The 15,230-nt window shown below is 61.3% G+C and carries 11 protein-coding genes; 3 read left to right on the forward strand and 8 right to left on the reverse strand.

The window, feature by feature from the left end:
• Positions 1-523 precede the first annotated feature (523 nt).
• The 3 genes from BLV09_RS13470 to BLV09_RS13485 all read right to left on the reverse strand — a co-directional run bounded on the left by BLV09_RS13470 (position 524) and on the right by BLV09_RS13485 (position 4,119).
• Positions 524-1,606, reverse strand: coding sequence for an isocitrate/isopropylmalate dehydrogenase family protein (locus tag BLV09_RS13470; protein ID WP_146687663.1), 1,083 nt, complete (start codon positions 1,604-1,606; stop codon positions 524-526).
• 137 nt (positions 1,607-1,743) lie between these two features.
• The gene (locus tag BLV09_RS13480) at positions 1,744-2,811 is read right to left on the reverse strand and encodes an alcohol dehydrogenase (RefSeq protein WP_100380591.1); all 1,068 of its coding nucleotides are present in this window, start codon (positions 2,809-2,811) and stop codon (positions 1,744-1,746) included.
• Positions 2,812-2,913: 102 nt separating this feature from the next.
• Positions 2,914-4,119 carry a CaiB/BaiF CoA transferase family protein gene (locus BLV09_RS13485; protein WP_146687664.1) on the reverse strand — a complete coding sequence of 402 codons (1,206 nt, stop codon included), beginning with the start codon at positions 4,117-4,119 and terminating at the stop codon, positions 2,914-2,916.
• Positions 4,120-4,305: 186 nt separating this feature from the next.
• Between BLV09_RS13485 and glgA the strand changes: the two genes are divergently transcribed.
• Positions 4,306-5,721, forward strand: a complete 1,416-nt coding sequence (gene glgA / locus BLV09_RS13490) for a glycogen synthase GlgA (protein WP_146687665.1) — start codon at positions 4,306-4,308, stop codon at positions 5,719-5,721.
• A gap of 32 nt (positions 5,722-5,753) precedes the next feature.
• Here the strand turns inward: glgA and BLV09_RS13495 are convergent, their stop codons facing one another.
• The 4 genes from BLV09_RS13495 to BLV09_RS13510 all read right to left on the reverse strand — a co-directional run bounded on the left by BLV09_RS13495 (position 5,754) and on the right by BLV09_RS13510 (position 11,681).
• The gene (locus tag BLV09_RS13495; RefSeq protein WP_167559072.1) at positions 5,754-7,013 is read right to left on the reverse strand and encodes an MFS transporter; all 1,260 of its coding nucleotides are present in this window, start codon (positions 7,011-7,013) and stop codon (positions 5,754-5,756) included.
• An 80-nt stretch (positions 7,014-7,093) separates the two neighbouring features.
• A complete protein-coding gene (locus BLV09_RS13500; protein ID WP_146687667.1) occupies positions 7,094-7,624 on the reverse strand; it encodes a PRC-barrel domain-containing protein in 531 nt (176 codons plus the stop codon).
• Between the two features lie 25 nt (positions 7,625-7,649).
• A complete protein-coding gene (locus tag BLV09_RS13505; protein ID WP_146687668.1) occupies positions 7,650-9,851 on the reverse strand; it encodes an amylo-alpha-1,6-glucosidase in 2,202 nt (733 codons plus the stop codon).
• A gap of 66 nt (positions 9,852-9,917) precedes the next feature.
• Positions 9,918-11,681, reverse strand: coding sequence for an ABC transporter ATP-binding protein (locus tag BLV09_RS13510; protein ID WP_146687669.1), 1,764 nt, complete (start codon positions 11,679-11,681; stop codon positions 9,918-9,920).
• A gap of 295 nt (positions 11,682-11,976) precedes the next feature.
• Here BLV09_RS13510 and BLV09_RS13515 point away from each other — a divergent pair, with 295 nt between their 5' ends.
• Positions 11,977-13,044: a glycosyltransferase family 4 protein gene (locus BLV09_RS13515; protein WP_146687670.1), complete on the forward strand. Its 1,068-nt coding sequence runs from the start codon at positions 11,977-11,979 to the stop codon at positions 13,042-13,044.
• A gap of 6 nt (positions 13,045-13,050) precedes the next feature.
• Here BLV09_RS13515 and BLV09_RS13520 read toward each other — a convergent pair whose 3' ends face one another.
• The gene (locus BLV09_RS13520) at positions 13,051-13,794 is read right to left on the reverse strand and encodes a GntR family transcriptional regulator (protein ID WP_146687671.1); all 744 of its coding nucleotides are present in this window, start codon (positions 13,792-13,794) and stop codon (positions 13,051-13,053) included.
• A 168-nt stretch (positions 13,795-13,962) separates the two neighbouring features.
• On the opposite strand from BLV09_RS13520, the gene BLV09_RS13525 reads away from it, so the two are divergent.
• Complete coding sequence (locus BLV09_RS13525) at positions 13,963-15,219, forward strand: ABC transporter substrate-binding protein (RefSeq protein WP_146687672.1); 1,257 nt, start codon at positions 13,963-13,965, stop codon at positions 15,217-15,219.
• The last annotated feature ends 11 nt before the right edge of the window (positions 15,220-15,230 follow it).

The raw sequence follows: 15,230 nt of genomic DNA on the forward strand, positions 1-15,230 counted from the left end.
GGCGGGTTCGCAGGAGCCCGTGAGCGATCGCCGGGCGCGCGGACGAACGGCGCCAACGCGGACGGCGAAGTCGTGTGGTCCTGGCACCCGTTGCTGGTGTCAAGTTGGCGGAGGTGACGTCGGCCCGACCGGGTCCGGCAAAACCTTAAATCCGCCGATGACGGTGACAAGAGGAATTCGTCGCCGGGGAGAGCACGAAGTAAGCCGTTAAAACCATTGCGTGCGGGAATGCCGGGTGAACCCGGTGGACTCGTGGTGACTAACTCGTGTGCTTTCCACCCTTTGCACGCGAGGCTGCGGGTGCGGCGGGCACCCGGCATTCCCCACGCCCTCTCAGGGCGAAAGTATTTGTAAAAGCTCGGGCGCATCGCGCCGCGAGATCGCGGATGCGCGTTTGGGGTTTTTCCTGGCTGTCTGAAAATTGAATCCGTAGCGACTCACTGAGCGCGAATGCACGCCACATTGCGTCGTCCCCGCGTGCGCGAAGACGTTGAGAGCAAAGCGCTCTCCGGGCCGTACCGCTCTACAGCGCCGCGAGCACTGCCTTCGCAATATCGGCGGTCCCATTGCGGCCGCCGAACTCCATCGGCTTGATGCCATCAGCATAGGCCTTGTCGACGGCCTTCTCGATGCGCTCGCCGGCCTCAGTCGCGCCTTCAAGGCCATGCTTGTCGGCGAGCCAGTCCAGCATCATCGCCGCGGAAAGGATCATCCCGGTGGGATTGGCCTTGCCCTGCCCCATAATGTCGGGCGCGGTGCCGTGACATGGCTGGAACACGGCGTAACGGTCGCCGATGTCGGCGGACGGCGCCATGCCCATGCCGCCGATCAGGCCCGCCGTCATGTCGGAGAGAATGTCGCCGAACATGTTCTCCATCACCATCACGTCGAAATCCCAGGGCCGTTTGACCAGCATCGCCGAGCAGGCGTCGACATAAAGCCGGTCGGTCTTGACGTCGGGATGGCGTTGAGCGGCCTCATCAAACATCTCGCGAAAGAACGCGAACGCCTTGAACACATTGGCTTTATCGACACAGGTTAATCCTCCATTGGCACGCCCGCGCGCCTTGCGGCGCTCCGCCAGCCGAAACGAGAATTCAAACAGCCGCTCCGACGTCTTGCGCGTGATCACCAATGTTTCGCGCGCTTCGGTATCGGTGACGACGCCCTTGCCCATCGAGGCAAACAGCCCTTCGGTGGATTCCCGGATCACCACCAGATCGATGCCGCGCTGGTCGGCGCCGACGATCGGACTGGGTACGCCGGGGATCAGCCGCGCCGGACGCACGCCGGCATAGAGGTCGAAGTGAAAGCGCAGCTCCACCTGCGGCATGATCTCGGTATTATCGGGGTAACGCACCGACGGCAGGCCGCAGGCGCCGAGCAGGATCGCATCCGCCTCCTCGCACAGCCGCACGGTGCTGTCAGGCATCGACTTGCCGGTCTCGCGATAATGGTTGGCGCCGGCCGGCGCGTCGGTGAAGCGAAACTTCAGACCCGATTTCGACTCGATCTTGCGCAGGACCTCGAGCGCCGGCGCCATCACTTCAGGCCCGATGCCGTCGCCGGCAAGCACGGCGATATGGAATGTGTCGTTAGCTGACATGGAATTTCCTTAAGAGACGGAGAGTTTGATGTCATTCCGGGGCGATGCGAAGCATCGAACCCGGAATCTCGAGATTTCCCGATGTGCAATTGCACATCTGAGGTCTGGTCCTTCGGACCATCCGGAATGACAGTTATCTACGGCGTCAACACCGCGCGACCGACCAGCCTGCCCTTCTGCAGATCAACCAGTGCCTCATTGGCTTTGGCAAGCGGCATCGGCGTCACCGGAATTGGCGCGATCTTCTTGGTGCGCACGAGATCGAGCAGCTCCTGGGTTTCCCTGAGATTGCCGACATAGCTGCCCTGGATGGTGATGGCCTTGATCGGAATCAGCGGCAGCGCCCATGGCGCGCCGCCGCCGAACAGCCCGACGATCACGAGCTTGCCGCCTTTGGTCAGGCAGTCGAAGCCAAGCTGGGTAGTGGCGGCATTTCCGACGAGATCGATCACCGCGCGGATCGGCCCGCCGGCTTTCTTGGCGAGCTGTTCCAGCGCATCGGGCGCCTTGCCGTCGACCGTCGCCAACGCACCGGCTTTTTCCGCAGCCTCACGCTTGCGTGCGTCGATATCGACGACGATAGCGCCCTTGCCGCCCATTGCCTTCAGAAGCGACAGCGCCATCAGGCCGAGGCCGCCGGCGCCAAAAATGACGATCGGCGTGTTGAAATCGGCTTCGACCTTCTTCAGCGCGCTGTAGGTCGTAACACCGGAACACGCATAGGGCGCGGCGGTGACGGGATCGAGGCCCTTCAAATTCAGGAGATAACGCGGGTGCGGCACCGTCATGTAGTCGGCATAGCCGCCGTCGCAATAGACGCCCAGCGCATTGGGCTTCAGACACATATTCTCTTCGCCGGCGAGACAGGTCTCGCACTTGCCGCAGCCGAGCCAGGGATAGACCAGCGCGACGTCGCCGGCCTTGAGATCGGCCTTGTCGCCGGCCTTGACGTCCGGTCCGAACGCCACGATTTCGCCGACCGTCTCATGCCCCATCGTTCGCGGCAGCGAGACGCCGCGATCCTTCAGCGAAAGCGGCTTCCGTCCGTGGCCGAGATCATAACCGCCTTCCCAGATGTGCAGATCGCTGTGGCAGACGCCGGCCGCCTTCACCTTGATCAGCACTTGCGTTCCCGACGGTTGCGGCGTGGGCTGGTCGACCTCTTTCAAAGGAGCGTTGAACTCGACAACCTGGAAACTCTTCATCGCTTCTCTCCCGATGTTTTTGTTGGTTTTTGCTCATTATTCTCTTGGACCGACACTGCCACGTCCGCGCAGTCGAAACAAACGCGCAAGGCCACATGCGCTTCAGCGCTGCAGGGCCATCGCAGGCTTTCCGGTGAAGGCCGCGATTTCGTCTTCCGACAGACCGCTCTCCTTGAGATAGACAACCGTATGCTCGCCCAGCGTCGCCGCGCGCCGGCCCGCCGAAACCTTGGCTCCGGACATCCGGAACGGCAAATTCATGACCTTGAACGTGCCGCCATCATCCTCCACTTCGGCCAGCGCGCCGCGGTGCGCGATCTGGGGATCGGACAGGGCTTGCGCCACGGTGCGATAGGCCGAACTGGGAACTCCGTTCTTGTTGAGTTCGGCAAGGCATTGTTCGGTCGAGAGGGTGCGCGACCACGTCTCGATACCGTCCATCAGGCCTTCCCAGTTGGTGCGCCGATCAGTGTATTTCGCAAAGCGCGGATCGCTGATCCATTCGGTATGGCCGGCAGCCGTGACGAGGTTCTGGAACGTCTTTTCGCTGGCGATGGCGATCATCACATAACCATCCGCGGTCTCGACCGGGCCGAACATCGGGCGGCTCGGCGACGCCACCGCGAATTGCGACCACTGCACTTCATTCAGGGTCAGGCTGAGCATCGATTCCATCATGGAAACGTCGATGTGCTGACCTTTTTGGCTATCACGACGCTGATACAGCGCCGCCGCGATGGCTCCGAACGCATAGACACCGGTAACGACGTCGGCGTGATAAATGCCGCAATAGTCCGGCCGGCTTCGCCCCGGCTGGTACGACAAATGAGCCATGTCGTAACCGGAGGCCGCATGGATGACCGGCGCGTAGGCCGGCAGTTCGGCTGACGGTCCGGTCTGGCCGTATCCGGAGATCGAACAATAGATCAGTTTTGGATTGAGTTGCCGCAGCGAATCGTAGTTCAGCTTCAGTCGTCGCATCACGCCGGGGCGAAAATTCTCGACCAGAATATCCGCGCTCAAAACCAGCTTGCGGACGACTTCAATCGCGTTCGGCGATTTCAGATCAAGCACGAGACTTTTCTTGCCGGCATTGAGTTGGCCGAAGGCCGAGCTGGACTTATTCCGGACCGGCGGGCGGGTCCTCATCGTCTCCCCTTCGGCCGACTCGATCTTGATGACCTCCGCTCCCATGTCCGCCAGCATCCGCGTGCAATGCGGGCCGGCGATCGTGGTCGAAAAATCAAGCACGCGAAGGCCCTGGAAGCTCTTTGTCAAATTACCCTCATCGTTTCCCGCTATGGTCATTTCCAAAGCTCCTTAGTTTCGCGTTCTTGGGCCGCGTTCTTCCGCGCGGCGTGACCCTAAATTGCGCCGACACGGCAGGGAAGCATTTCCCTTGAGATCGACCTGCCGTGTCGGAGCATTTTACTCCAAAGCAAAACTGGACCCATTCTTGCATAGCTGGAATTTAGGCTGGTCCGAGGGCACTTCTTGAAAGTACTGTTCGTCACCACGGAAATGGACGACTTCGTCCGCGTCGGCGGTCTTGCGGCCGTGTCAGCCGCCCTCCCCCGCGCACTGCGCCTTCGGAACGACGTCAGGATTTTTCTTCCCGGCTATCAGGACGTCATCGAGCAACTCACCCATATTGAAATCATCGGCCATTGCCCGGCTCTGGCGGAAATGCCGGCCTGCACGATTGGGCTGGCATCAACCAGGGACGGTCTTCCCGTCTACGTTCTGTTGTGTCCGCAACTCTACGATCGACCCGGTAACCCCTATGGCGACGCCTCGGGGCGGGACTGGCCCGATAACGATCTTCGCTTCGGACGATTTGCCTCGGCGGCAGCCCGGTTGGCAGCGGGCATGGTGGACAGAAACTGGGCAGCGGACCTCGTTCACGCCAACGACTGGCAGGCCGCGCTTGTGCCGGCCTACCTCGCCTGGAATGCGGTCAGGATCCCGAGCATCCTGACCATCCACAATTTGGCCTATCAGGGCCTGTTCCCGAAAGAGTCGCTGCGCCGGATCGGTGCGCCGGAGAACTCCTTCCATATCGATGGGCTCGAGTTTTACGATAAATTATCCTTTCTCAAGGGCGGCATTGTCTACGCTTCGCATCTGACCACGGTCAGCGAGACCTATGCCAGGGAGATCACCACGCCGGAGCTCGGCTGCGGGCTCGAGGGGCTGCTGCGCATTCGCTCCGACGCAGCACAATTGACAGGCATATTGAACGGCATCGACGAAAGCTGGGACCCGCAGGTGTGCGCGCAATTGGCGCAGCCATTTGGTGCCGGGGATTGGGAAGGCAAGCGGGCGAACGCCAACTACGTACGCCAGCAATTCGGGTTGGCAGTGTCGCGCGGTCCGATTTTCGGCCTCGTTGCCCGTCTCGTTCACCAGAAGGGCGTCGATCTCGTGCTATCGGCTGCGGACGAGATCATCGAAGCCGGAGGACAGATTGTCGTGACCGGCAGCGGCGAGCCTCATATCGAACAGGCTCTGGTCGAAGCACATCGCCGCCGGCCGGACGCCATCGGCGTCGCGCTCGGATTTAACGACGGCCAGGCCCGGCGGATTTTTGCCGGCAGTGATTTCACCCTGATGCCGTCGCGGTTCGAACCTTGCGGATTGAGCCAGATGTACGCGCAGAAGTTCGGATCTCTGCCGATCGGTCATCAGACCGGCGGGCTGGCGGAAACCATCCTGGACGGCGAAACCGGATTTCTGTTCACCCAGCCTTCCACGGAATCGTTTCTTGGCGGCGTCCGGCGCGCGTTCACGACCTTCGCGACCAAGGATCGCCTCAACTCGATGCGCCGCAACGCGATGTCCCGGTCATTCAGCTGGGATATCTCCGCAGCGTGTTACGGCGCGCTGTATCGGAAGGCGTTGTCGGCTTAAGGCGCATGATCCGAAAAAAGTGGCGACCGCCCTCACGGCACGTTCCGTCGCGTTTCCGGCATCACCAACCAGACCAGGGCAAGACCCAGCGCCGCGACGCCGGCAAGCCCGGTGAAGGCGACGCTGCTGCCAAATTTGTCGCTGGCATAACCGGCAAGCACGGTGCTCAGTGACGCACCAATCCCGGTCGCGGTGCCGACAATACCTTGCGCAAGGTTGAAATGGCCGCTGCCGCACGCGACGTCCGCGACAATCAGCGGCACCATCACGCTGAAGACCGCAGCCGTGATGCCGTCGAAGATCTGCACGGCCACCAGGAAATACGGATCGCTGACGGTCGCGAACAGCAGACCGCGGATCGCCAGCGCCGCAAAACCAAGTAGCAGCAATGGCCGCCGTCCCCATTGCTGCGCCTTGCGCCCGACCGAGGGTGACGTCCACGCCACGATGGCCTGCGGCACGACGATACAGGCGGCGATCAACACCGGCGCCCACCGGCTCGACCGGGTGGTGACAACGCCCGCCATCAAGGGAAGCATCGCCGCGTTGGCGAGTTGCAGCAGGAAGATGCTGCCGGCGAAGATCAACAGCGCGCGCTGACGTATAAGGCTGAGGATACTGGTGACCTTGACGGCATCCACCTCGGGCTCGACAGCGCCATGCGCGTGGGTGGCATCAACTTCGCGCTCACGGATACGGGCGAGCGAGAGCAATGCGGGAATGGCGAGGATAAAGGTGACGATAAATACCGAGCGGCTGGACAACAAATAGCCGGAGGTGCCCATGACGGCGGCGGCTGTTCCGTTGCCGAGCGACGCGAAACGGGCATTGCGTCCGAACCGCTCGCCGATCGCATGTGGCCCGACCAGGCCGAGGCTGATCGCGGCAATGGCCGGACCAAGCACACAGCTCGCGGCGGCGTGCAGTGTCGCAGCCATCACGACGACAGGGAAAATCGGCCATACCGCATATCCGAGCGCGCTGGTGCCGATGGTCGCGACCGCGAGCGCCGCCACCAGCCGTTCGGAGCGCGCAGCATCGACGATGGCTCCGCCGGGCATCTGCCCGATCAGGCCGACGATTCCACCGATCGACAACACCAGACCGATCTGGGCCTGGGTCCATTTTTCCGTCGTCAGATAAACCGCGACAAACGGACCGAACCCGGTCTGCACATCGGCCAGAAAGAAGATAAACCAGTCGAGGCCGCGCAAGCTCTCGCGCGAAGGAGACCGTTTCGGCGGCGGAGCTCCCGGCTCAGCACGCAACGGCGCGTTGCGATCGCCACCAATCGCTCGCTCGCGATCACCGCCACCGTTCCTCTCAATCGGGTATATGGATGAGCGAGCGAACAGGATCTCTCTCCGCTTCTCTATTGGTCGTCAAATTGTAGCGGTTCCAGATTGCCAGAGGCGCCAAGCACCACGATCGGCGTATCCTCTTTGTATTCAGGCGCGGCCTTGACCTGGTCCTTTGTCAGTTCAAGCGTGACGGCGTCGCTCTTGTCGGAAACGCGTCCGAAACGCAGCGCGTTCCAGTCCACGACGATCTTTCGGCTGCCGACACCGAGAAAGCCACCGAAATCGATCACAGCCGCGCGCACGGTACCGGTGCGATCGACGATCACATCGACGATGTGCCCCATATCCTCATTCGCCGCGCTACGAACGTCGCGGCCCAGCACGCCATGTGCCTCCTTCGCGCCAAGGATGGTGACCGATGGCGGCGGCGCAGGCGGAGGCTCTTTCGGTGGGGCTGGCGGCGTTGCATTTTGCGGCGGGGCCGATACCGGCGGATTATTAGCTGCCGGCGGCGAACCCGGGTTGTCGGCTGTCCAGGCCGGAGCCGCCGCGAGCGATAAAAGAATGATGGCAAGCGACGCGACCAGGCGGTTTACGCGCATATGGCCTCCTCCATCGAGTGCGGCTTTAATGAGCCAGCACGATCGAAACCTGAATCTGGCCGCGCGTGCGCAACACCTCCATCGATACGTCATCACCATGACGGCGAACACGGAGATCGACGCTTGAAGGGCCAAGCTGCAAATCGCGCAGCACCACCTCATTGAGGAAGGCCGGCAAGCGCGGATTGCGCAAGCGAATTTCACCACGCTGCACATCGAATTCGAGACCGAGTGCTGCTTCGAGCAGCGTAAACGGCGTCGCGCTTGCCCAGGCCTGCGGCGCGCAGGCGACCGGATATAGCGTCGGACCGCGCTGCTTTTCGCGTCTGAAACCGCAGAAAAGCTCCGGCAACCGCCGCAAATCCATATAGGCGGCAGCGTCGAACAGGCCCTTGAACACATGCTCTACCGCATGCTTCAGCCCGTAACGCCCGAGCCCAAGCGCAATCAGCGCGTTGTCGTGCGGCCAGATCGAGCCATCATGATAGGACATCGGGTTGTAGCGCGCTTCGCCGCGCGCCACGGTGCGAATGCCCCAGCCCGTGAAGAAGTGCGGCAGCATCAAATCGGCGGCGACCTTGCGGGCGCGGTCTTCACGAACGATGCCGGTAAACAAAAGCTGCCCTGCGTTTGACGCCCGCACCTTGCACGGTTGCTTGGCGCCGTCGAGCGCAAGCGCGTAGGTCCCGAGTTCCTCGCACCAGAATGCGTCCTCAAATCGCTCAGCGAGCTGCTTCGCATCCGCTTCGAGCTTTTGGGCCTGATCGGTCTTGCCAAGACGCAGTGCGCAACGCGACGCCAGTTGCTTGCCGGCAAAAACGTAGCCCTGCACTTCCGCGAGCGCGATGTACCCCTCAGCCAGCCGGCCGTCGGCATGGAAGATCGCGTCGTAGGAGTCTTTCCAGCCCTGATTGGCAAGCCCCTTTTCGGAAGCGCGCTGATATTCGACAAATCCGTCGCGGTCGGGATCGCCGGCGCCGTCGATCCAGCGTAGCGCGGCTTCGATCGCCGGCCACAGCTCAACCAGCGTCTCCTCGTCGCCCGTGCGCTCGACGTAAAGGCCTGCCAGCAACACGAACAGCGGCGTCGAATCGACGCTGCCATAATATTGCGCGAACGGCACTTCGTGCAGCGAAGCCATCTCGCCGCCACGCATCTCGTGCAGGATCTTTCCAGGTTCGGCGTCGGCAAGCGGATCAGTCGTTTTTGCCTGATAAAATGCCAACCGTTTCAGCACACCACGTGCGACCCGCGGATCGATCCACAACATCTGCAACGCGGTGATGATGCCGTCGCGGCCAAATGTCGTCGAATACCAGGGGATGCCGGCATAGGGATATCGCCCCTGCGCGGTATCCGTCATCAGCATATTGAGGTCGGCCATCGATTGGCACACCACCTCGTTGAAAATGTTGTTTGACGTCTCGATGCTGGCGGCGCCCCTGGTCGACTGACGCATTTCACGGCGATGCGCCAGCAATCCCCGGAAGAACGGAACCGGCTTGAACGGCGCCGGTTTGTTGCAGGATGCAGCTACAAACAATGAGCTTGACTGCTGCGGTGCCAGGTCGAAATGATAGGTTGCGGCATTCACCGCAAGGCGCGTCGGCCGCGGATCGAAATGCAGCGCCGTGGCGCGGATCTTGCCGTCGAGCCCTTTATATTCGAGCATGACGTCGGTGGGGCCGAGCAGCTTGCTGGTGCCGACCCCTCGCCGGGGCCGCCTTTCGCCGCGCACTTCGAACAGATCGGCGAAGTCGTTGTCGAACAGCAGCGTCACGTCAAAGCTTGCCTGGTTCTCGCCGTGATTCTGAATGCCGATGCGCTGATAGGCCGTTCCGCGCCATAGGAAGACCGTGCGCACAATGTGCAGCATATCCTTCTGCAGCACGATCCGGCCGTCGCGGTACACATCGGGATTGGTGAGATCGATCGTCAGCGCAGAATTGTCGTCGCGCAAATTCGACCCGAGCAACAATGGCTGGACGTCATTGAGGACAAGTTCCAGCCGGGCAAGATAACGCGTGTCCGCATTGAACAGCCCGTCGGGTCCACCGGCGGATGCGCCGATGTCGCCGTGGCTATCCAGCACAATGAAGGTGTCGTCGTGCTTGAGCGAGCGCCGCGGCCTCGCCGCGGGCCCTGTCATCGGAATGTAGAAAGGCGATTCTGCGACCAGTTCGACGGTTCTGGCCGTCATGGCTTGAGTTACGACTTCGGCTGGCATTTGACCTCGCGCGGTTTCCCCGGGCCTTGCGATAAACGCACTAGGACTCAACACTACCGCGATACATCAGGCCGCATGTGTCGCAAGGCGGCTCATTTCCTGCGTCACCAGCTCACGATACGGGCCTTGGCCTTGCATCAGCCGATCCGGCGAACCATCCTCGATGATCTTGCCGGCTCTCAACACCACCACCCTGTCGAAATTGCGGAGTGTCGCCAGCCGATGGGCAATCGCAACCACGGTGCGGCCGCGCATCAGGCGGCTCAATGCTTCGCGGATCGCTTCCTCGGATTCGCTGTCGAGTGCGGCGGTGGCTTCATCGAGCAGCAGGATCGGCGCATCCTTCAGGAATGCGCGCGCAATCGCAATGCGCTGCCGCTGACCACCCGAAAGCTTTACGCCGCGATCGCCGACCATGGTCGCGAGCCCCTCCGGCAAGGTCTCGACGAAATCGCACCGGGCTGAGATGGCTGCGCGCAATACTTCGTCATCTGTCGCCGTCGGCCGTCCATAACGGATGTTTTCCAGGATCGAGCGCTGAAACAACGAGATATCCTGCGGCACGACGGAGATCGCCTCGCGCAAGCTTTGCTGCGTGACGCGAGATATATCCTGACCATCGATCGTGATGCTGCCTTTCTGCACGTCGTAGAACCGCTGCAACAAAACGAACAGGCTGGATTTACCGCCGCCGGACTGACCAACCAGCCCAACCCTTTGGCCGGCCTGAAGACGAAGGTTGAATCTTTCGAACACCTTGAGACCACCGGGATAGCGGAACGAGATGTTGTTGAAGGTGATCGCCGCTCCTGCCTTTACCAGAGGCTCGGCTTCAGGGTGGTCCTGCAGCTCATGCGGAAGCAGCAGCGTTGCAATCGCTTCTGTCAGCCGCGCGACGTGCTGGGTCACGTCGACCAACGCCACCGCAAGATCGCGCGTCGCACTCAGAATCGAAATTCCAAGTGTGCAGACCAGAACGACATCGCCGGTCGATGCGGCGCCACGTTGCCACAGCATGATCGCCCAGGCCAGCAAACCGATGATCAGGGCCACCGTAACTGCGGCGTGAGCGAGCCTTAATTTTTCGAGATAGCGGAGACTACGGCCTCGCGCGGTCAATTCACGGTTGACGGTTTCATCAAACCGGTCGTGTTCGAATCTGAGACCACAAAACGCGCGCACCAACGGCATGTTGTTGATGACGTCGACCATCTCGCCATCGACGGCAGCGGCCTTGTTGGCGAAATCGTCATGCAGTGGCTTGCCCGCGGCGGCCAGCTTGAACAGCGCAAACACCATGGCCACGGCAACGACGATCAACCCGCCCGCCATCGCCGGACTGACCGTGCTGATCAGCGCAATCGCCGCAACCGTCGCAAAGCACGGCGGTATCACATTCCAGACAAACATGTTTTCGACGGTGAAGACGGCATTGGATGTGGCCGTAATGCGGCTGGTCAGCATTCCCGGCAGGCGGTCGGAGAAGTAGCTCGGCGCGTGTCCGGTCAAATGACGAAATATGTCGCGGCGGAGGTCGCCGGTCACACCGACAAAGGTAAAGCTCGCTGTCCAGCTCGCGATCCGCCACAGAAAATTGTCTGCCGCGATCAGCGACATGAGAAAAACGAATGCCAGCCATACGCTGCCCGCACGGGCCGGACCGCCAGTCAATCCGTCAACCAGGTTCTTGACGCCATATTGCGTGCCCACGGAACAAGCTACCGCTGCAGCAACCGCGATCAGGATGACCGCGTGAGGTCCTGGGCGCTGGCGGAGATAGCGCAGCACGAAGGCGAGCGGTCGGTGCGCATATCCTGAAAGATTGTCCATATGCCTGCAAACCCTTTGGTAGAGAAGAAGAAATCTTGTCTCACTGTGTTTCACTCGAATGGTCGGCGGGTGCTTTCTTGCAGCTCCCACCGTGTCGCCATCACCGCGCAATAATTCTGCACCAGTAACAACGGCACAAATCTGATCGGGCGTGGTGGCATCAGCATGGCCTTGGCGTGGAGGAAGTGCGCTTCTTTGGGAACTTCGCATATGCAGAAACGTTCCCTGTCCGGCATGCCGGTGCCAACCGCAAAGTGGGGCTTTTTTCACTCAGACCATGACAGGAGACGGATAGATGCGCATCGCGCAGGTTGCACCGCTAACGGAGGCTGTACCGCCCAAGCTATATGGCGGCACCGAGCGGGTGGTACATTGGCTGACCGAGGAGCTGGTGGCGCTGGGAAATGACGTGACGCTGTTCGCCAGCGGCGACTCCCATACCTCCGCGAAACTGGACGCGACATGGCCAAGGGCGCTGCGCCTTGACGGCTCCGTCCGCGATCCCAACGCGCTCCATATGGTGATGCTGGAACGCGTTCGGCAAAAATGCGACGACGAGGAATTCGACTTCCTCCACTTTCATCTCGATTATTATCCGTTCTCGCTGTTCTACCGGCAACCGACTCCCTTCCTGACGACGCTGCACGGCAGACTGGATCTGCCTGAGCATCAACCTGTGTTCACCACCTTCTCCGCCGTTCCGGTGATTTCGATCTCCAACGCGCAGCGGCGGCCGGTACCGCAGGCCAATTGGGTGCGGACCATCCATCATGGTTTGCCGGAAAAATTGCTGACGCCACAGCCGGTGACTCCAGGTTATCTCGCCGTGCTGGGCCGGATCGCCCCCGAAAAAGGCGTCGACCGCGCCATCAAGATCGCGATCCGATGCGGCATTCCGCTGAAGATCGCTGCGAAGGTGGACCGCGCCGACCAGGAATATTACGACGAGATTATTCGTCCCCTGATGGCTCACCCGCTTATCGAATATATCGGCGAGATCAGCGATCACGAAAAATCAGACTTTTTGAGCGGCGCTATCGGATTGCTGCTGCCGATCGACTGGCCCGAGCCGTTCGGCCTCGTCATGATCGAGTCGATGGCGTGCGGCACGCCGGTGATCGCCTATAATCGCGGTTCGGTTCCCGAGATCATCGATGAGGGCCTGACCGGCTTTATCGTCGAAGACGAAACCAGTGCTGTGGCCGCCGTCAACCGGCTTCCGGATTTGAACCGCAACGCGATCCGCAAGCAGTTTGAAACACGCTTCACCGCGCGCCGCATGGCGCTCGACTACCTCGCCGCCTATCGCAGCCTGATGGAAGCCGCCAAGCCTCGCATCAAGCTGGTGAGCAGCGCCGAATAGCCGAGATTAATTTCCGGGGATCGACTCGGTTTTGCCGAAGCGCCGCTCATAGGCCTTGATATAGGCTTCCGGAGAGGGCTTGAGGTGACGCCGGGTGAGCGCGATCAAATCGTCCCGCCGCGATCCGCGAAGCGCCTTGATCATATCCAGATGATCAAGGCGCGCGCGGTCGAGTGATTCAGGAAACGCATTGGCGTAGAACCTGATCCCGTAGACCTTCTGCGCCAGTAGATCGATCGTTTCGATCAGGCTGGCATTGCCGCAGAGCCCGAACAAAGCCTGGTGAAAGCTAAGGTTGCTGTAAAAGACGGTCAGCAGTTCGCCCGCAGTGACGGCTGCGGCGTGCTGGCGCTGCAGTTCTTCCAGCCGTTCAATATCCTGCGCGCTAACCGGAAACGGAATGATGCGGACCGCCATCACTTCCAGTTCTTCCCGAACCGCGTAAATCTCCTTCACTTCCTGAGGCGTTAGTCCGCGGACCATGGCGCCGCGATTGGGGATGCGTTCGACGAGGCCCTTTTTTTCCAGCTCGAAAAGCGCCAGCCGCACGTCGCCGCGGTGGGTCTGGAACAGATCGCAGAGATCCTGCTCGATCAAACGCTCTCGCGGCAGACGTCGTCCGAGAACGATATCTTCCTCGATACTCCGCGCGATGATGATGGCTGCCGCGGGTTCGCGCGCCGGCGCTTCGAGCGCCGAACCGGATTTGGCCGCTCGCCCATCCGCCCGTGTGAGTGGCTTTCCGGCCATATGTTCTCCGATCGAGAGACGCCGCACCCGGCGCAGCCCGCATCGGGGAGAATAATATTGAAAACTATATTGTAAACAATATTCAACGGGACTACGATCCCCGCCGAATAACAAAACGAGCGGACGAGCAGACTGAAGTCTGCGGCGGATCGCACAGGGGGAGACGATATGAAAAAAGATCGCCAGCAATCCGTCCTCGGCCGCAAGAACAGCGCAAATCCAACTCTGTCGAAGCCGCAGAGCCGCCGCCAATTCCTTCTGAAGACAGGCGGCGTGCTTGCCGCCGGCGCATTCGGCGCGGTGCCATTGCGCGGCTGGGCCGCCGACCCCGTCAATATCGGCGCGCTTTATCCAACCACCGGAAGCATGGCGCAAATCGGCGTCGGCTGCGTCGCTGCGGCCAAACTCGCGGTCGAGATGATCAACGACGCCGGCGGCATCAAATCGCTCGGCGGCGCCAAACTCAACCTGATCCTCTCCGACGTGCAGAGCGACACCACGGTCACCCGCACCGAAACCGACCGGCTGATTACCGGAAATAAATTGTCGGCGATCCATGGCTGCTTCGCCAGCGCGCTGACGCTGATCGCCAGCGAAGTGGCGGAACGCGCAAAGGTGCCGTTGCTTACCGGTTCGAGTTCAGATCAGCTCAACAAGGGACGGACCTACACCTTCACGCCGTTTGCGCGCGCCTCGCAGTTTGCGCGGGCGCAGTTGCAGATGGCGAAACTCGTCAGCGACAAGCCGAAGGTCGCCGTGATCTTCGAGAATACCGCGTTCGGCACCTCGACCTCGAACGGGCTCAAGGAGCTGGCGCCCGCCGAGGGCGTCGAGATCGTCATGTTCGAGCCCTACTCTGCCGGGTTCACCGACGCGAGCCCGCTGATCAACAAGGTCAAATCGTCAGGCGCCAACGCCCTGTTCTCGGTTTCCTACCTCAACGACCTCATTCTGATCGTGCGGACCGTCAAGCAGGTCGGCCTCGATATCGCGATCAACGGCGGCTCCGGCGGCTTCGTGATCCCGGATTTCTACAAGAATGTCGGCAAGCTCGCAGAAGGCTTGCAGGGTGTGGCGCACTGGAACCACGACATGGACGACAACGCCCAGAAGGTGAATGCCGAATACAAAAAGCGCACCGGCGATTTCCTGTTCGAATATGCCGGCGGCTTGGTCGCGCAGACCTTCATGATCGCCGACGCGCTGGAGCGTGCAGGCTCCCCCGATCCGCAAAAGGTTCGCGAAGCGCTGTCGACGCTCGACGTTTCGTCGGGCTACGCGGCAATGGCGCCGGGCGGAAAGGTCAAATTCGGCCCCGACGGCAAGAACGTATATGGCCGCCCGGTCGGGGTGCAGTGGCAGAACGGCGATCTGGCCAGCGTGTTTCCGAAGGAAGATGCCCGCGCACCGCTGCTGAAAACCTGACGCCGGTCGGA

The organism is Bradyrhizobium canariense (assembly GCF_900105125.1).
In the GTDB taxonomy this organism is placed as follows: Bacteria; Pseudomonadota; Alphaproteobacteria; order Rhizobiales; family Xanthobacteraceae; genus Bradyrhizobium; species Bradyrhizobium canariense_A.

Excerpts from the sequence above, each read along its gene's own strand:
- BLV09_RS13470 (WP_146687663.1), bottom strand. The coding sequence starts at position 1,606 with ATGTCAGCTAACGACACATTCCATATCGCCGTGCTTGCCGGCGACGGC.
- BLV09_RS13480 (WP_100380591.1), bottom strand. The coding sequence starts at position 2,811 with ATGAAGAGTTTCCAGGTTGTCGAGTTCAACGCTCCTTTGAAAGAGGTC.
- BLV09_RS13485 (WP_146687664.1), bottom strand. The coding sequence starts at position 4,119 with ATGACCATAGCGGGAAACGATGAGGGTAATTTGACAAAGAGCTTCCAG.
- BLV09_RS13500 (WP_146687667.1), bottom strand. The coding sequence starts at position 7,624 with ATGCGCGTAAACCGCCTGGTCGCGTCGCTTGCCATCATTCTTTTATCG.
- BLV09_RS13505 (WP_146687668.1), bottom strand. The coding sequence starts at position 9,851 with ATGCCAGCCGAAGTCGTAACTCAAGCCATGACGGCCAGAACCGTCGAA.
- BLV09_RS13510 (WP_146687669.1), bottom strand. The coding sequence starts at position 11,681 with ATGGACAATCTTTCAGGATATGCGCACCGACCGCTCGCCTTCGTGCTG.
- BLV09_RS13515 (WP_146687670.1), top strand. The coding sequence starts at position 11,977 with ATGCGCATCGCGCAGGTTGCACCGCTAACGGAGGCTGTACCGCCCAAG.
- BLV09_RS13520 (WP_146687671.1), bottom strand. The coding sequence starts at position 13,794 with ATGGCCGGAAAGCCACTCACACGGGCGGATGGGCGAGCGGCCAAATCC.
- BLV09_RS13525 (WP_146687672.1), top strand. The coding sequence starts at position 13,963 with ATGAAAAAAGATCGCCAGCAATCCGTCCTCGGCCGCAAGAACAGCGCA.